This is a genomic window from Acinetobacter sp. C32I, assembly GCF_023702715.1.
Classification (GTDB): domain Bacteria; phylum Pseudomonadota; class Gammaproteobacteria; order Pseudomonadales; family Moraxellaceae; genus Acinetobacter.
The window spans coordinates 3,962,139-3,979,147 of sequence record NZ_CP098480.1; the positions used below are offsets into that span (position 1 = coordinate 3,962,139).

Here is a 17,009-nt window from a genome sequence, read left to right on the forward strand (position 1 = left end):
ACCTTCGGGTTCTCTTTTTCATTTTGAGAAGATCATAAAAATATATGATATGGTGTGTAAAACACTTAAAAATTCTAAAAACCAAAGATATGAGCATTACAACGATTTTAGCACTTGAGCAATTGACACATTTGTTGAGTGAACACTTTTTTAAGCAGGTACAGCCACATATTGATGTGTCTAAAGCAGTGATTTTCTGTTCTTATGGTGAGCAGACGCAACGTTGTCAAGTCTGGAATTCAGCCTGCTCAGGTTTTGCTGATATTCAACAGCAATTATTTAATTTTCTTGAGCAACACATCGCTGTAACTGAAAAGCTGCCTACATTTCTAAAATTTGATATTGCCTTTCATATCCAACAAGAAAAATGGTCGGATATTGAACAGACTTTGAAGAACCAATTCCATAATAATCATTATCGGAAAGGAATCAGTTTCGATGCAGATTTTAACTGTTGTTTCTTAGAGCAAGAGTTATACGGCAAAGCCATTATTCGTGCGCTGAGCTATAACAGTCCTAATTTTCTTGATGAAAAAAACTTAAATAATAGCCTTTTAAGAAAATATCCAAATCAGCAACACAACATCAAAATTAAGGAACTTCAACAGCTCTGGACTTTTGATACTTATGCTGTGATTTATGAAGCAGAGCAGTTGGTACCTTTGCACAGTCAGTTCACTGAAAATGGCGTGCGTTATCTAGTTGAGCCGAAAAAACAGCATTTTAAAAAAATGATAGAAAGCAATGCTCAATTTCTTTATCAGCAAATTCAGCAGGATGGGCGATTCGCGTATGGTTTTTTCCCCGCCTATGATCGTGAAATTCGGAGTTACAACACGGTTCGGCACTGTACTTCGGTCTATGCCTTACTCGAAACTTTAGTGATTCGATCACATCACGTTTTTATCGAAAAAATTCAGTTGGCGATTGATTATGCGTTAAAGCATTTCTATATCGAAAAACAGGTGGAATTGGCTTATATGCTGGATGGTAATGAAGCCACAGGCCTAGATGAAATTAAGCTAGGGGCCAATGCTGCCGCGATTTTAATGCTCAGCAAATATCAAGAAATTACAGGTGATGATCGCTATCTGGTTTATGCACAGGCCTTAGCCAATGGCATTTTATCGATGGTCAATGATGCAGGTGAAACCACACATGTACTGCATTACCCAAGCTATGAGATTAAAGAGAAATTCCGCATCATTTATTATGATGGTGAAGCTGCTTTGGGCTTATTACGTCTTTATCAACTTCATGCAGACGAAAAATTACTGCAAACCGTTAAATGCATGTTTGAACGATTCATTGAAAAAAAATATGATCGTTATCATGATCACTGGCTCAGCTACTGTAGCAATGAACTGACCAAAATTTGCCCCGAAGAAAAATATTTCCAGTTTGGCCTGAATAATTATTTAAGGCATCTGGTATTTATCCGTAACCGTAAAACGGCCTATGCCACTTTGTTGGAAATGATGATGGCAGCCTATCAAATGGTTCTCCGAATTCGAGCACTGGGTTTAGGACATTTGTTCGAAAAGGCGCAGTTTGATGATCTAAAAAAGCTGATTGAGTTTCGGGCTGAGTTTCAGCGCACAGGATTTTTCTATCCAGAAGTCGCCATGTATATGGCACGGCCAGATAAAGCATTGAATGCCTTCTATGTGCGGCATGATCGTTTTCGTGTACGGATTGATGACCAAGAACATAATCTTTCAGGTTATGTGGCCTATGTTCAGCATTTTGAAACTGAAGCTTGAGGGTGAAATTGATGAGTACACCTCAAGAAATCAAAATTATTAGCCAGATGGGCAATCAAGACTTTCAATCTCCTGTTTGGCAGACAGAAATTTCAGGGGATTGCTCTGCTTGGATTCTATTATATTTAGCTTTAGAGGCGGTGGTTGAAGGTCGGTTATTACTTGAAGATGGGATAATTATTGATAAGAATTTCCAAGCGAAGCAAAGTGATTCTTCTGATTTGATCTGGAATCCAAGTAATTCCGTTTTACAGTTATTACAGTATCTCAGTTTTAGCCCAAACAATGCTACACAACAGCTGCTGGGTTGCCACCTGTTTGGAAATTGGCAACAGGCAGAAATTGAAATCGCCAGTAAGGCAGAGCAGTTTGGATTGAGTATTCAGCATCAATCTGTTGCGACCCCAAATACCTTGCAAAAACTCTATGGTTTGGCGGAATCCATCTTTAATCTACCGATTGAATTGCTGAAGCAAGTTTTTGTCAAAGTACCGAATATTCATGGGCAGGAGATTGCTCCGATCCATTCATTATCAAGCTGTACACAACTGGATGCAGTGATTTATCTGACAGATCAACGTCGAGACTGCTATTTTTCTTATCGTCATGAAAATCAGAGCTTAGGTATTTTTCAGCTTTTAGACCAGCTCCATCGAATTGATCATTTAGCCCCGTATTATCATTATTTCCAACAAGGGCTATTGCCAACTAAACAGCTGCACGCCAAAACTGAATGGATCAATATTCTTGGCGATACCTATTTTGGGGAGTTCTATACCGAAAAAAGAAAAAACAAAGGTATAGATGATGCTTTACAACGTTATGGTTATCGCTATTCTTTTGAAGCAATTAAACAATTTTTTGGCGCCGATGATATTAATATTGCCAATTTAGAAGCGGTTTTCAATCTTGAAGAGAATTCAATTTTAGCAGGCAGAAAAGCCTATATTTTGGGGGCAAAAGCTCAGGAAACTTTATCTGAATTTAAACGTATTCATCTCAATACCTTGTGTTTGGCCAATAATCATTTAAAAGACTATGGAGAAGCCAGTCTAAAACATACTTTAACTCAGTTAGCGCATGCCAAGATTGATGTTATTGGGGCAGGTGAGAATCAACAACAGGCACATCAAGGTCTAGAAATTAAAAATGATCAGGGGCAATGTCTGGCTATTTTTAATGGCTATTGGCATAGAAGAGCTGCCTATCAGGAGTATGATTTTTATGCACTCGGTAACAGTGCTGGGGTAGCTTGTCTCAATGCGATTTTATTCGAACAGCTGATGCAATACCGTTTAGCACATCCAACCCATAAAATTATGGTGATTTGTCATTGGGGTGTGGATTTTAAATCGATCCATCCTGAGCAAGAAAAACTGGCCAAGGTCCTGACTCAGATTGGGGCAGATGTGGTGATTGGTCATGGTGCTCATACCCTGCAGCCAATTCAATCCATTCATCAAAAGCCCGTTATTTTTGGCATTGGCAATGGGGTATTTAATAGCAATGGCCATTTTGAAAAATATCAAGCCTTGCCTTATGGGGCTGTTGTGCGAATCAATTTAAAAGAATCCCGATTAAAACTCTATCCGATTTATACCCATAATCAGAAGACCTTTTGGCAACCGCATAGTGTTGATGAACTACAATTTGAACAAGCGAAAACCTTATTGACCCATCAATTAGATCCAGTAAATTACAGTGTGGGGCAGGATGATTTAGGTCATTATCTGCAGTTCAACTTTTAAGGATATTGGTTGTAATTGTTGAGCATGATGTTCAGTTGTTCTTTGTTAAATCCCAAATTACGTAAGCCTCCACTGCCTAAGCGACAATCATAACTGCTCATAATATTGGTCGGTGTGGTTTTGGTCGCTTTAGGTGAACAAACATGGCTGAGACCGAAGGCATGTCCCATTTCATGGATACTGGCAGCTTGGGTTTGGTAATTCAGCCGTTGCCAATCAATCAAAATAAAGGGTTGCCCTTGATTGCGGAATCCCCAACTGGTGATATCAGCATCTTTTAATTTTTCGCCATAAGAATCATAAATAATAAACAGCACTTCCTTGCTCTTTCGGCGAGGGAAGCAAGTTCTGACCGCACTTGGCAGATTGTCTGGAACAATTGCTTTCGCTTGGCTTAATTGGTTGGCGAGATCACATTTGCGTTTACTAAAATCTTGATAGGAATAATAACGATGAATTTTAAACTTAAAGATTTTTTGATTATTTTCATCGACAAAGTATCGGTTCAAGATTGCCAGTTCTTTATACATTTGTGCTTTACGATCTAGGGCTTTTACTTCTGGACGATTGCTGGTCACAATAAAACTGACATTGACCACAGGTAAATGGTCGACATCTAGCGGATACTGATAAGGCAATTTTTTTATCGGGGCTTTTTGAGTGGTACAAGATGCACTAAAGATCAGACATAATAGCGTCAGGGCAGTGATTTTTAACCGCATTTTTGTTCTCTCAAGTAGTTACGTTTTAATTATTGTAAAGCTAGCTTTTCGCATGATTTTGATTATCTTAGCAGATTTTTGGAGCTTGTATGGTGCAAGATACCAATGAACTACATCGGCAAATTTTAGAAGTGATTGCCTTGATTCCTTATGGAAAAGTGGCAAGTTATGGACAAATTGCCAAATTGGCTGGTTTACCCAAACATCCACGTTTAGTGGGTTATGTACTCAAGCATTTAGATAAAGACAGTGAAATTCCTTGGTATCGTGTGATTAACTCACAAGGAAAAATCAGTGTGACTCGAATCAATGAGAAAGGTGAAAATGTTCAGCAATGTTTATTAGAAGCAGAAGGGGTGTATTTATTAAATGGCAAGGTCAGTTTAAAAATATTTGCTTGGCAGCCTTAAATCGTTTTGGACAGATCAGAATTAATATTGAAATTAATTTACGGTTTATTTACAATCTGGATACATAAGATTACATTGAAATGATTTTGGTATTTAAATGAAAAAACTGTCTGTTATTTTTGGGGTTGCTGCACTGAGTTTATCTGGATGTGCAAGTATTATCTCGGGTAAAACCCAAACCATGACGTTCCAAAGTACGCCAGAACTCAGTGATATTACGATTTTAAATCGTGATGGCAAGAAAATCCATGTTGGAAAAGCACCTGTAACCGTGAGCCTGAATCGTGGAGCTGGTTTCTTTGTTCCTGAAAGATATACGGTTATCTTTGAAAAAGAAGGTTATGAAAAGAAAGAAATCAAAGTTACTTCGAGCATGAATGGTTGGTATATCGGGAATATTTTATTTGGTGGGGTAATTGGCTTGTTAATTGTCGATCCTGCGACTGGGGCGATGTATAGTTTAAATACAAAAGATACCAATGTTGTTCTAAATGACTTAAAGAAAGAAAATCTTCAAGCCAATGCTCAATCATTAACAATCGTTTCTACGAATGTACTTTCTGAAGAAGTTTTAGAAAAAGCAAAACCAATTCAATAAAAAGCTTAGTAATAAGCAATAAAAAAGCATGATAAATATTTATCATGCTTTTTTAATATTTCTAAATGATTAATATGAATTATCAACGCACAATTAATACAGGAATGTGACTTTCTGCTAAAACTTTCTGTGCCACACTACCGAGTACAAATTGTTTAAAACCTGTGCGGCCATGTGAACCCATAATAATCAAATCTGCACCTAGGTTTTGCGCCGCACCAATAATTTCCTGATGCACTGAAAAACCTTCCAGAATTTGTGTTGCAACGGTCAGACCGTGTTCTTCAAACTTTTGCTCAGCTTTCGTTAAATTTTCTTGAACATAACCTCTGACACGTTCAATCAAATCATTGCTTTGGCCCATACGAATATAGGCATCTGCAAGATAAGGATCTAAAGTCATCACTTCGACAACCGTCAGTTCACTGTTTAAGGCTTTGGCCAGTTGTGCTGCTTCTCGAATGACATTTGCTGCAATTTCAGAGTCATCGATCGCCACTAAGATTTTCTGATAAGCCATGAGGGATACTCCTTATATTTATGATTTTGCATTGAATTTCAGAATAAAAAGTTGTTTAAAATACAGACTATAGTTCTATATTAAACCTGTTGTTATGAAAATAAAACCTAGCATTTTTATAGGGATAGTTATTATTTATAGGATTATGGTTAAGCTTAGAAGAGTTTAAGAATAGATGAAATTTCCATAAAAATAAAAGCATGTATCATCATGATTTATCTATAAAAGCTGGCTTAATTTCGCTCAAAGAATTGAATCAGCGCATCCACATCATCCGTCTGCAACTGCTCACGCATTTTTAAAATCTGCTTTTCATCTAAGTCATAAAGTTTAAGGGAAAGCAGTTTTTCAATGTCATGTTCAGGAAAGCGGTATTTGATGACTTTGGCTGGGACACCACCGACAATTGCATATGCTGGCACATCTTGGGTGACCACAGCACCTGTTGCTACCACAGCACCTTCACCGAGTTTAACACCTTGCATGATCATGGCACGGCTGCCAATCCAGCAACCATCGGCAATGATTGTATCACCCGCAGGTTGAAAGCTACGTGTATCAAAAGGGAAGGTTGAAATCCAGTCTGGGCGGTGCAGTTGATTACCACCCATCATAATCACGCATTCGGCACCAAAGCAGACAAAGTTGCCAATATGCAGTTGATCAATTGGCTTTTCAGGTGTAGCCGCTTTGTCGTGTAGATAACGCACCACACAGCGTTCAAAACCTTGATCCCAATAAGCAGAATAATACGAGTAATTGCCTTTAATATGGATGTTCGGATTGTTTACCGTTTTAGCAATAAACTCGAACTCACACCAATGCTTAACAGGGGAGTTGATGAGTGGATCCATATTTAGACAAAATACCAAAAGAAAGCTGCGTTATTATAGCTTTTAAATGAGCAGAGAATGCGGGTTAGAGAAAAATTTCCAAAGCCAGCTAAACAAACATTGAATTTGATTGGGAAATACAAAGCCGAATAAGCAAAAGAGATTTTAGCGATAGCCATCAATGATCAAATGATTATCACGTTATTGTATTGATTAAGGCTTTGTACTTGCTATATAGCATTTCAATACGTTTTCAAGGAAAAATAATGAAAGTAAGGGTTTTGAAAAATACAAACTATGATATTTATGATGATGTTGTGAAACAACATGCACTTATTGTTGGTAAAGAATATGAGGTGCTCGAAATTAGCGAGAATACATTTGGTTTATTAAATGAACGTAAGGAACCAACCTTATTTGAGAAAAATTTATTTGAAATCACCGATCCAACAATTTCTAAAAATTGGATTAAACAAGAATATGAAGATGGAGAGTACTATATCACTCCACCAGAGTTTTTAACCCATCGTTATTTTTTTGAGGAATATTTCAATGGTAATCCAGATATCGTTCAACAGTTTAATAATTACTTAAAATCTATTCAATGATCATAAATAAGCCTCCAATAGGAGGCTTATTTATTTTTAAATATTAAATATATTCCACACTTACGATTTCGTATTCAACTTCACCTTGTGGTGTTTGAATTTTTGCTTCGTCGCCTTCATTTTTACCTAAAAGACCACGTGCAATCGGTGAGTTCACTGAGATTTTATTGATTTTAAAATCTGCTTCATCATCACCGACGATTTTATAAGTCTTACGTTCTTCGGTATCAAGATTTTCAATCGTTACAGTCACGCCAAAGACAACACGGCCATTTTGCTCAAGTGTTTTGACATCAATTTCTTGTACTGCGCCCAGTTTACCTTCGATATCCTGAATACGACCTTCGCAGAAACCTTGCTGTTCACGCGCAGCATGATATTCAGCATTTTCCTTTAAATCACCGTGTTCACGAGCTTCAGCAATCGCTTGGATAATACGTGGGCGATCCACTGTCTTGAGCTGTTGTAATTCTTTCTCTAAGGCAACCTTGCCTTCGGGAGTCATAGGATAACGTTGCATTCTGGTCCCCTCTAAATTGGTTGGGAAAATACAGGATTAAAAAAAGAAAAAGCCCGCCACCGATAAGGTGACGGGACTTTATCGGTAGAGAATTAACCTACAGTTTGTAAATCTTGCAAGCGGTATACATCCATTGGCAATTTCACAGCAAATGCTTGGCAAACTGCTTCTGCACCGTTAATCGTGGTGGTGTAATACACCTTGCCTTGGAGGGCAGCACGACGAATCATGGCAGAGTCATATTGAGCTTGTTTGCCTTCAGTTGTGTTGACAATAAGATGAATTTCACCATTTTTCAAGCGGTCAACAATATGTGGGCGACCTTCGGTCACTTTATTGACTGCTTCACATTCAATACCTGCTTCTTTTAGTACGCGATGTGTACCGTTGGTCGCAACAAGTTTGAAGCCATACTCGATCAACTGTTTCGCGATGTTGGCAATGTATTTTTTATCTGATTCACGAACCGATAAGAATGCATGCTTCACTTCACCTTCAGTTGGTAAGCCTGGTAAACGTTCATTTGAACCAAGCACTGCTTTATAGAATGCTTCGCCGAATGTTTTACCAACGCCCATCACTTCACCTGTAGATTTCATCTCAGGCCCAAGCATTGGGTCTACACCAGGGAATTTAGCGAATGGGAATACTGCTTCTTTAACCGCAAAATGTGTTGGAATGATTTCTTGAGTGAAACCTTGTGATTCCAACGATTGGCCCGCCATACAACGTGCCGCAACTTTTGCTAAAGAGTCACCAATACACTTCGATACGAAAGGAACGGTACGTGATGCACGTGGGTTCACTTCAAGTACATAAATGTCGTTGCCTTTAACAGCAAACTGAACGTTCATCAAACCGATTACGCCAAGTTCTTTTGCCATCGCAACAGTTTGACGACGCATTTCATCCTGTACTTCTTGAGAAAGCGAGTACGGAGGAATCGAACATGCTGAGTCACCTGAGTGAATACCAGCTTGTTCAATGTGCTGCATGATACCGCCGATCACAACGTCTTTACCGTCAGATACGCAGTCCACGTCAACTTCAGTTGCATCGTCAAGGAAACGGTCAAGCAGGACTGGGGCTTCATTCGATGCTTGTACGGCTTCGCGAAGGTAACGTTTAAGTTCTTCTTCGTTGTACACGATTTCCATTGCACGACCACCCAATACATAAGATGGACGAACAACCAGTGGATAGCCCACTTTAGCCGCTTCTGAAATACCTTCTTCAGCAGACTTTACGATGCTGTTGTTTGGTTGACGAAGCTGTAGACGTTGGATCATTTGCTGGAAACGTTCACGGTCTTCTGCACGGTCAATTGCATCAGGAGATGTACCAATGATAGGGGTACCTGCTTCTTCCAAAGCACGTGCCAATTTCAAAGGTGTTTGACCACCGTACTGTACGATCACGCCTTTAGGCTTCTCGGTACGTACGATTTCAAGTACATCTTCAAGTGTTACTGGCTCGAAGTATAAACGGTCAGATGTGTCATAGTCGGTTGAAACCGTTTCAGGGTTACAGTTCACCATGATGGTTTCATAGCCGTCTTCACGCATTGCAAGCGCAGCGTGTACACAGCAGTAGTCAAACTCGATCCCTTGACCAATACGGTTTGGACCACCACCAATGACCATGATCTTGTCACGGTTTGATGGATTTGCTTCACATTCTTCATCGTAAGTTGAATACATGTAAGCAGTACCCGATTCAAACTCGGCTGCACAGGTATCAACACGTTTATAAACTGGATATACACCCAAGTTCCAACGATGTTTACGGAATTGTTTTTGTGAAATACCCATTAAGTTGGCAATACGCAGGTCAGATAAACCTTTGCGCTTGAACGAACGGATATTGTCAGCATTCAAATCACCGAAGCCTAAAGTTTTCACTTGTGCTTCAGTTTTAATGATGTCTTCGATCTGGATCAAGAACCAACGGTCGATTTTGGTTGCTTCAAATACGTCATCTAAAGAGAAACCGTGGCGGAATGCATCAGCAACGTACCAAATACGCTCTGGGCCAGGAACTTTAAGCTCTTTTAAGATGATGTCTTTGGCATTGGCTGTACCAGCTTCAACTTTTTCATCAAAGCCACATACACCCACTTCAAGACCACGAAGTGCTTTTTGTACAGATTCTTGGAAGTTACGGCCAATCGCCATGACTTCACCCACAGATTTCATCTGAGTTGTTAATACAGGCTCAGCTTGTGGGAATTTTTCGAAGTTAAAGCGAGGAATCTTGGTCACAACATAGTCAATCGACGGTTCGAAAGATGCTGGAGTTACGCCGCCAGTGATGTCATTTTTCAATTCATCAAGGGTATAACCGACCGCAAGTTTCGCTGCGATTTTCGCAATTGGGAAACCTGTTGCTTTAGATGCAAGTGCAGATGAACGTGATACACGTGGGTTCATCTCGATCACAACCATACGACCGTCTTTCGGGTTAATACCGAATTGAACGTTCGAACCACCAGTCTCTACACCGATTTCACGAAGAACTGCAACAGAGGCATTACGCATCAATTGATATTCTTTGTCAGTCAATGTTTGAGCAGGTGCAACCGTGATTGAGTCACCTGTATGTACGCCCATTGGGTCGAAGTTTTCGATTGCACAGACGATGATACAGTTGTCGTTTTTGTCACGAACAACTTCCATCTCGTATTCTTTCCAACCAATCAATGATTCATCAATCAATAATTGGTGAGTCGGAGAGAGGTCGAAACCACGTTCACAGATTTCAAGGAATTCTTCGCGGTTATAAGCGATACCACCACCAGAACCACCCATCGTGAATGATGGACGGATGATGACTGGGAAACCGAAGCCCGCTTGGATCGCCAAAGCTTCTTCCATTGTTTCAGCAATAGCAGCTTTTGGACATTCCAAACCAATTTTACGCATTGCGATATCAAACAGTTTACGGTCTTCTGCTTTTTCAATCGCTTCTTTTGATGCGCCAATCAGTTCTACATTATATTTTTCAAGAACGCCGTGCTCGTCTAAGGCAAGGGCACAGTTCAATGCAGTTTGACCACCCATAGTTGGAAGGACTGCATCTGGACGCTCTTTTTCAATGATTTGTGCAACTGTCTGCCAAGTGATTGGCTCAATATAGGTTGCATCCGCCATTGCAGGGTCGGTCATGATGGTCGCTGGGTTAGAGTTCACCAAAATAACGCGGTAACCTTCTTCACGAAGCGCTTTACATGCTTGCGCACCTGAATAGTCAAACTCACAGGCCTGACCAATGACAATAGGACCAGCACCAATAATTAAGATGCTTTTAATATCCGTACGTTTAGGCATTATTCGCTCCTTAATTACTTCTTAGCGGCTTCAATAAGTTCGATGAAATGATCGAACAATGGAGCACAGTCATGTGGACCCGGGCTAGCTTCAGGGTGACCTTGGAAGCTGAATGCTGGTTTATCCGTACGATGGATACCTTGGTTTGTACCGTCAAACAGTGAACGATGTGTCACTTTTAAGTTTGCAGGTAAGGTACTTTCATCGACAGCAAAGCCGTGGTTTTGAGAAGTAATCATCACTGTACCATTCTCAAGATTTTGTACAGGATGGTTGGCGCCGTGGTGACCGTGATTCATTTTCATGGTCTTCGCACCTGAAGCAAGCGCTAAAATTTGATGACCTAAACAAATACCAAATACTGGCAGTGTTGTGGTTTCAACAATGGTTTTCACTGCTTCAATCGCATAGTCACATGCTGCTGGGTCACCAGGACCATTTGACAAGAACACACCATCTGGATTCAATGCGAGCACTTTTTCAGCAGGGGTTTGCGCAGGAACAACTGTTAATTTACAACCACGGTCTGCGAGCATACGTAAGATGTTGGTTTTGACACCATAATCGTATGCAACAACATGAAATTTAAATTCTGGTTGAGTGAAGCCCTGACCTAAAGTCCAAGAACCTTCAGTCCATTCGAAACCTTCTGGATCACAGCATTCTTTTGCAAGATCTAAACCGTTCAAACCGCCGAATGCACGTGCCTTGGCAATTGCTTCTTCTTCTGTAATATTTTCGCCAGCAAGGATGCAACCATTTTGTGCACCTTTGTCACGTAAAATACGTGTCAATTTACGTGTATCAATATCAGCGATTGCAACAACATTATGTTGTTCCAAGTATTCACTGAGTGATTGTTCAGCACGGAAATTACTGTGTAATAAAGGAAGATCACGAATAATTAAACCATTCGCCCATACTTTATGGATGCGACCTGATTCAACGTCTTCACTATTACAGCCAGTATTTCCAATATGAGGATAAGTCAACGTCACAATTTGTTGTGCGTAGCTTGGGTCAGTCAAAATTTCTTGATAACCAGTCATGGCTGTATTAAAAACGACTTCACCAGTCGTACTACCCGATGCACCGATAGACGTTCCTTTAAAGATCGTTCCATCTGCGAGGGCTAAAATGGCGGGGGTGCTCAAACCAAAGCTCCTGAACTAAGACCACAAAAATAGGGCTGTAAAAAAGCGAGTAGACATAAAAAAAGGCAGGCTGTCTTAAAAAAACATGCCCCTCCTTCCAGTCTGCTCGCTTGTAACTTAACAGCGCATTATACGCATGAGTGCGTGAAAAGTCTATGTGTTTTATTTATTAAAGTCAGAATTTCCCAATTTCTTTTCTAAGCAGCAGTACAGCAGTGTCTATTGCAAAATCAATCATCCTTCTATCGATATCATGAGATATTATGCAAATTGTTAGACAATTTTTTTTATGTTTGGGAAGTGAGCGTTTTATCTTATATCTAGCCAAAAAATCAACAATCAATAAGAGGGTAATCAACATGGCTGCGAATCAAACAACACCTGCTGCAACTGCTGAAGAAGTGAAAGAAGCTGTAGTGGAAAAAGCGACAAAAGCAAAAGACACTGTTGCTGAAAAGACTGCTGAAGTCAAAGAAGCCGTTGCCGAGAAAACTGCAAAAGCGAAAGAAGTAGTAGCAGAAAAAACAGCAAAAGCAAAAGAAGTGATTGCTGAAACTCAAGAGCAAGCAAAAGAAGTGATTGCTGAGACTCAGGGTCAAGTTAAAGAAGCACTTGCTGAAACTCAAGAGAAAATTGAGACCGAAGCGAAAGAATTGAACCAGAACATTCAAAATCAGCTCACTCAAATCAAGCAAGATCTGTTAGAGCGTATTGAGGTGATTAAAACTCAACTTAATTCATCTCAAGGTAACCTTGTTGAATTGAAAAATGCATTGAAAACCGAATTAAATGCATTGATTGAAGACCTAACTAAAGTCAGCAAAGAACTGAAAGATGACATTAGCCAGATTTCAGTGAAGCATAAAGATACTTTAGTGGGTAGCTTTAAGCGTACCAAAGAGCAAGCCGTTGAAGCTTGGAACAAAGTGCGTGCAAGTTAATTTGGCATAGCGATAAAAAAAGCGAGAATTTTTCTCGCTTTTTTTATGCTTAAGATATTAAAACTGATGTAACCAATCGCGCTTGTTATGGAAGTCGGCTTGAGGGCTACTGTGTTGCATTGCAAAATAATACATACCTTGAGTAGTATTTAATACGGCTGTTAAACCGATATACAGGTCAGCCCATTTGAGTTGATGCTCGCGCATAAATTGCGACAGATCTAAACTGACATTCAAACCGTAATGGGTACGCTGTAAATGATTCAGTTCGATATCATAGGCGGCAATGGGTGGCATATCTTCTGGGAAGCGGTATTCTTCAAATTGATAGGCTTGCCAAGCTTGAGAAGGGGAAAGGTTGATTTCACGATAGAAATCTTGATCTTTCACACCCACAAAAATCTCATAGCAAGTCTGTTCCCACAAAAAGTCATGGCGTGGATTCGCTGCAACTTGATCTGGGTAAATCAAAAATTGATTTGGGTCACGAACCCAAAAACCAACATTCAGTGTTGCTGGTGTTTGTTGCTCAATCGCGCCAACCACCGTAATGGCACTAAAGCGATCAAAAGCAGACAGTTCATAACTTGCCATCGTAATTACTTATTATTTAAATGAGCAAAACGAACCAAGTTAGACAGGTGTTGGTTTTGCTTTGCTGCTTTTTTATAAAGCAAAACAATTTTACCAATTTTCTGTACAGATTCCGCACCTGTTGCTTCAACAATCGCGTCAATCACTGCAGCACGTGCATCACGGTCTTCACCCGCAATTTTCACTTTAATCAATTCGTGATCATTTAGCGCACGATTTGTTTCTTCAATGACGTTTTCTGTAAGACCTTGGCCACCAACCATTACTACTGGATTAAGTGCATGACCAATTTGACGTAAACGTTTACGTTCATGGATAGATAAAGCCGCCATTAAAAATACCTGATTGGGAAAACGACCTAGTATAACTTGCATCCCGTTTCTAAGATAGATTCAGCAGATAGGCACTTGAAACAAATCTGTGAAAATTGCCGAAATAACCAATGATGATGATCGAAAAAAAATCTGTAAAAGTTTCTGAATGAAGTACATCCGTACTGTAATGAGAGTAATTTTCACGTACAATGACTCATCAGAAGTTTTTTGAAATTTAGTGAGTTATGGCGACACGCATTACCAATCAAAAATTGTCTAAAAGCAGTCGTGTGTGGATGCGAGAGCACTTAGATGACCATTTTGTGAAGAAAGCACAAAAGGAAGGTTATCGCGCACGCGCGGCGTATAAGTTACTTGAAATCCAAGAAAAATATAAAATGATCAAACCTGGGATGACGGTGGTCGACTTAGGTGCGGCACCAGGTAGTTGGTCACAAATTGCAGGTAAATTGGTCGGATCAAAGGGCTTAGTCATTGCTTCAGATATTCTGGCAATGGATGCTCTTCCAGATGTGACCTTCTTGCAAGGTGACTTCCGTGAAGAAGAAGTTTTCGAAAAATTGTTAAATATTTTAAATGGGCGTCAAGTAGACGTTGTAATTTCAGATATGGCCCCCAATACATCAGGTAATAGGGCTGTTGATCAACCACGTCAAATTTACTTATGTGAATTGGCTTTGGATTTTGCTCAAAAAGTACTCGGGCCAAACGGACAGTTTCTTGTTAAAGTGTTCCAAGGTTCAGGATTTGATGAGTTCAGAAAACAAGTGGTCGATGGTTTTGATGTATTAAAAACAGCCAAACCTGCGGCTTCACGTGCTCGATCGAAAGAAGTTTTTTTGATTGGTCAAGGTCGTAAAAAGGCATTGCAATAAAAGTGTACTTGCCAAGTTGTTAAAAATTGTGCATTTTGTACCTTTTAAGTTTTTTGCAACGCAAATTCATTGCTGTTTTTGTGAAGGTCAGCCAAGATTAGGTATGATCAAATTAGATTGATATGGGAATAAAGCCTTGAGCGATTACTTCAAGAATGCCGTATTGTGGCTCATCATACTCGGTGTTCTGATTTTGATTTTTAGCAACGTCAGTGACCGCAATAAGCCTGCAGCGATGAAATATTCTGATTTCGTTGCAGCGGTGAATGCTGGGCAAATTAAACAAGTCACAATTGACGGTTTAAATATTAATGGTGAAAAAACCAATGGTTCTTCATTTGAGACGGTTCGTCCACAAGTCGAAGACACTGAGTTGCTACCAAGCTTAAATAAACAAAATGTAGTGGTTGAGGGCACAGCGCCACAACGTCAAGGCATTTTGATGCAACTTCTCATTGCGAGTTTCCCAGTATTGCTCATCATCTTATTATTCATGTTCTTCATGCGTAATATGGGCGGTGGTGCTGGTGGCAAAAACGGTCCTATGAGTTTTGGTAAGTCAAAAGCAAAAATGTTATCTGAAGATCAAATCAAGTTAACATTTAGTGATGTTGCAGGCTGTGACGAAGCAAAACAAGAAGTGGTTGAAATCGTTGATTTCTTAAAAGACCCTGCCAAATTCAAACGCCTTGGTGCAACCATTCCACGTGGTGTATTGATGGTTGGCCCTCCAGGTACAGGTAAAACATTATTGGCGAAAGCAATCGCGGGTGAAGCTAAAGTTCCATTCTTTAGTATCTCGGGTTCTGATTTCGTTGAAATGTTTGTCGGTGTTGGTGCTTCACGTGTCCGTGACATGTTTGAACAAGCAAAACGTCATGCGCCATGTATCATCTTTATTGATGAGATTGATGCAGTTGGTCGTCATCGTGGTTCTGGTACAGGGGGTGGTCATGATGAGCGTGAACAAACCTTGAACCAAATGCTTGTTGAAATGGACGGTTTTGAAGGCAATGAAGGCGTTATCGTTATTGCTGCAACCAACCGTGTAGATGTATTGGATAAAGCCTTGCTTCGTCCAGGCCGTTTTGACCGTCAAGTGATGGTCGGTTTACCTGACATCCGTGGTCGTGAGCAAATCTTGAATGTTCACTTGAAGAAATTACCTTCAGTGACAGGTGTGGATCTTAAAGTACTTGCACGTGGTACACCAGGCTTCTCTGGTGCGCAATTGGCAAACTTGGTCAACGAAGCTGCATTGTTTGCTGCTCGCCGTAATAAAAACACGGTGGATATGCATGACTTTGAAGATGCGAAAGACAAGATTTACATGGGCCCTGAACGTAAATCGATGGTGATTCGTGAAGAAGAACGTCGTGCAACGGCTTATCATGAAGCTGGCCATGCGATTGTTGCTGAAATTTTGCCAGGTACAGATCCTGTGCATAAAGTAACGATCATGCCACGTGGTTGGGCATTGGGTGTGACTTGGCAGTTGCCTGAGCAAGACCAGACCAGCCATTATAAAGATAAGATGTTGAATGAACTTTCAATCTTGTTTGGTGGTCGTATTGCAGAAGAAGTGTTCATTAACCAAATGTCGACAGGTGCATCTAACGACTTTGAACGTGCAACCAAAATGGCGCGTGCAATGGTCACCAAATATGGTATGTCAGATCGCCTTGGTGTCATGGTGTATGAAGATGAAAACCAAAATGGTTTCTTCGGTAATGTTGGCAGCCGTACGATTTCTGAAGCGACTCAGCAAAAGGTAGATGAAGAAGTTCGTCGTATCTTGGATGAACAGTACAAAGTTGCACGTGATATCTTGGAAAATAACAAAGATATCGCACATGCGATGGTAAAAGCCTTGATGGATTGGGAAACAATCGATCGTGACCAAATCCGTGACATCATGGAAGGTCGTGAACCGCAACCACCTAAAGTTTATGTTGCTGATAATCCAGTGGCTGCATTTGAACCACCGAAAGATGGTCCATCAACGCCACCACCATTACCAGCAATGGGCTAATTAAAGATAAAATAAAAAGAGCGACTTCGG

Annotated in this window: 16 protein-coding genes; 8 read left to right on the forward strand and 8 right to left on the reverse strand. The window is 40.1% G+C overall.

The window, feature by feature from the left end:
- Positions 1-89 precede the first annotated feature (89 nt).
- Both NDN13_RS18835 and NDN13_RS18840 read left to right on the forward strand, forming a co-directional pair.
- Positions 90-1,763, forward strand: coding sequence for a poly alpha-glucosyltransferase (locus tag NDN13_RS18835; protein ID WP_251116536.1), 1,674 nt, complete (start codon positions 90-92; stop codon positions 1,761-1,763).
- An 11-nt stretch (positions 1,764-1,774) separates the two neighbouring features.
- Entirely contained in the window at positions 1,775-3,511 is a 1,737-nt protein-coding gene (locus NDN13_RS18840) for a CapA family protein (protein ID WP_251116537.1), read from the forward strand.
- On the opposite strand, the gene NDN13_RS18845 is transcribed toward NDN13_RS18840, so the two are convergent.
- Positions 3,508-4,233, reverse strand: a complete 726-nt coding sequence (locus NDN13_RS18845) for a zinc metalloprotease (RefSeq protein ID WP_251116538.1) — start codon at positions 4,231-4,233, stop codon at positions 3,508-3,510. The two genes, NDN13_RS18840 and NDN13_RS18845, sit on opposite strands and share 4 nt — an antisense overlap.
- Positions 4,234-4,322: 89 nt before the next feature.
- Here NDN13_RS18845 and NDN13_RS18850 point away from each other — a divergent pair, with 89 nt between their 5' ends.
- Entirely contained in the window at positions 4,323-4,643 is a 321-nt protein-coding gene (locus NDN13_RS18850) for an MGMT family protein (protein WP_005322789.1), read from the forward strand.
- Positions 4,644-4,740: 97 nt separating this feature from the next.
- Positions 4,741-5,241, forward strand: coding sequence for a hypothetical protein (locus tag NDN13_RS18855; RefSeq protein WP_251116539.1), 501 nt, complete (start codon positions 4,741-4,743; stop codon positions 5,239-5,241).
- Positions 5,242-5,323: 82 nt separating this feature from the next.
- Here the strand turns inward: NDN13_RS18855 and NDN13_RS18860 are convergent, their stop codons facing one another.
- Both NDN13_RS18860 and NDN13_RS18865 read right to left on the reverse strand, forming a co-directional pair.
- Positions 5,324-5,761 (reverse strand): universal stress protein, encoded by a 438-nt coding sequence (locus NDN13_RS18860; protein ID WP_005322791.1) that lies wholly within the window; start codon positions 5,759-5,761, stop codon positions 5,324-5,326.
- A 233-nt stretch (positions 5,762-5,994) separates the two neighbouring features.
- Positions 5,995-6,615, reverse strand: a complete 621-nt coding sequence (locus NDN13_RS18865; RefSeq protein WP_251116540.1) for a CatB-related O-acetyltransferase — start codon at positions 6,613-6,615, stop codon at positions 5,995-5,997.
- Between the two features lie 245 nt (positions 6,616-6,860).
- Between NDN13_RS18865 and NDN13_RS18870 the strand changes: the two genes are divergently transcribed.
- The gene (locus NDN13_RS18870; RefSeq protein ID WP_251116541.1) at positions 6,861-7,202 is read left to right on the forward strand and encodes a hypothetical protein; all 342 of its coding nucleotides are present in this window, start codon (positions 6,861-6,863) and stop codon (positions 7,200-7,202) included.
- A 43-nt stretch (positions 7,203-7,245) separates the two neighbouring features.
- On the opposite strand, the gene greA is transcribed toward NDN13_RS18870, so the two are convergent.
- From greA to carA, 3 genes are all read right to left on the reverse strand, one after another.
- Positions 7,246-7,722 (reverse strand): transcription elongation factor GreA, encoded by a 477-nt coding sequence (gene greA / locus NDN13_RS18875; protein WP_004651928.1) that lies wholly within the window; start codon positions 7,720-7,722, stop codon positions 7,246-7,248.
- A 92-nt stretch (positions 7,723-7,814) separates the two neighbouring features.
- A complete protein-coding gene (gene carB, locus NDN13_RS18880; RefSeq protein ID WP_251116542.1) occupies positions 7,815-11,048 on the reverse strand; it encodes a carbamoyl-phosphate synthase large subunit in 3,234 nt (1,077 codons plus the stop codon).
- A 14-nt stretch (positions 11,049-11,062) separates the two neighbouring features.
- Positions 11,063-12,202: a glutamine-hydrolyzing carbamoyl-phosphate synthase small subunit gene (gene carA, locus NDN13_RS18885; RefSeq protein ID WP_065343480.1), complete on the reverse strand. Its 1,140-nt coding sequence runs from the start codon at positions 12,200-12,202 to the stop codon at positions 11,063-11,065.
- 359 nt (positions 12,203-12,561) lie between these two features.
- Between carA and NDN13_RS18890 the strand changes: the two genes are divergently transcribed.
- Complete coding sequence (locus tag NDN13_RS18890; RefSeq protein ID WP_251116543.1) at positions 12,562-13,143, forward strand: hypothetical protein; 582 nt, start codon at positions 12,562-12,564, stop codon at positions 13,141-13,143.
- A 57-nt stretch (positions 13,144-13,200) separates the two neighbouring features.
- Here the strand turns inward: NDN13_RS18890 and NDN13_RS18895 are convergent, their stop codons facing one another.
- Both NDN13_RS18895 and yhbY read right to left on the reverse strand, forming a co-directional pair.
- Entirely contained in the window at positions 13,201-13,737 is a 537-nt protein-coding gene (locus NDN13_RS18895) for a DOMON-like domain-containing protein (protein WP_251116544.1), read from the reverse strand.
- 5 nt (positions 13,738-13,742) lie between these two features.
- Positions 13,743-14,069, reverse strand: coding sequence for a ribosome assembly RNA-binding protein YhbY (gene yhbY, locus NDN13_RS18900; RefSeq protein ID WP_004651934.1), 327 nt, complete (start codon positions 14,067-14,069; stop codon positions 13,743-13,745).
- A 227-nt stretch (positions 14,070-14,296) separates the two neighbouring features.
- Here yhbY and rlmE point away from each other — a divergent pair, with 227 nt between their 5' ends.
- Both rlmE and ftsH read left to right on the forward strand, forming a co-directional pair.
- On the forward strand, positions 14,297-14,947 hold the full coding sequence (rlmE, locus tag NDN13_RS18905; RefSeq protein ID WP_005202002.1) for a 23S rRNA (uridine(2552)-2'-O)-methyltransferase RlmE: 651 nt from the start codon (positions 14,297-14,299) through the stop codon (positions 14,945-14,947).
- Positions 14,948-15,083: 136 nt separating this feature from the next.
- Complete coding sequence (gene ftsH / locus NDN13_RS18910) at positions 15,084-16,979, forward strand: ATP-dependent zinc metalloprotease FtsH (RefSeq protein WP_016543040.1); 1,896 nt, start codon at positions 15,084-15,086, stop codon at positions 16,977-16,979.
- Positions 16,980-17,009 lie beyond the last annotated feature (30 nt).

Bases quoted from the DNA above. Each gene is read 5' to 3' on its own strand.
- NDN13_RS18835 (WP_251116536.1), top strand. From the start codon at position 90: ATGAGCATTACAACGATTTTAGCACTTGAGCAATTGACACATTTGTTG.
- NDN13_RS18840 (WP_251116537.1), top strand. From the start codon at position 1,775: ATGAGTACACCTCAAGAAATCAAAATTATTAGCCAGATGGGCAATCAA.
- NDN13_RS18845 (WP_251116538.1), bottom strand. From the start codon at position 4,233: ATGCGGTTAAAAATCACTGCCCTGACGCTATTATGTCTGATCTTTAGT.
- NDN13_RS18850 (WP_005322789.1), top strand. From the start codon at position 4,323: ATGGTGCAAGATACCAATGAACTACATCGGCAAATTTTAGAAGTGATT.
- NDN13_RS18855 (WP_251116539.1), top strand. From the start codon at position 4,741: ATGAAAAAACTGTCTGTTATTTTTGGGGTTGCTGCACTGAGTTTATCT.
- NDN13_RS18860 (WP_005322791.1), bottom strand. From the start codon at position 5,761: ATGGCTTATCAGAAAATCTTAGTGGCGATCGATGACTCTGAAATTGCA.
- NDN13_RS18865 (WP_251116540.1), bottom strand. From the start codon at position 6,615: ATGGATCCACTCATCAACTCCCCTGTTAAGCATTGGTGTGAGTTCGAG.
- NDN13_RS18870 (WP_251116541.1), top strand. From the start codon at position 6,861: ATGAAAGTAAGGGTTTTGAAAAATACAAACTATGATATTTATGATGAT.
- greA (WP_004651928.1), bottom strand. From the start codon at position 7,722: ATGCAACGTTATCCTATGACTCCCGAAGGCAAGGTTGCCTTAGAGAAA.
- carB (WP_251116542.1), bottom strand. From the start codon at position 11,048: ATGCCTAAACGTACGGATATTAAAAGCATCTTAATTATTGGTGCTGGT.
- NDN13_RS18890 (WP_251116543.1), top strand. From the start codon at position 12,562: ATGGCTGCGAATCAAACAACACCTGCTGCAACTGCTGAAGAAGTGAAA.
- NDN13_RS18895 (WP_251116544.1), bottom strand. From the start codon at position 13,737: ATGGCAAGTTATGAACTGTCTGCTTTTGATCGCTTTAGTGCCATTACG.
- yhbY (WP_004651934.1), bottom strand. From the start codon at position 14,069: ATGGCGGCTTTATCTATCCATGAACGTAAACGTTTACGTCAAATTGGT.
- rlmE (WP_005202002.1), top strand. From the start codon at position 14,297: ATGGCGACACGCATTACCAATCAAAAATTGTCTAAAAGCAGTCGTGTG.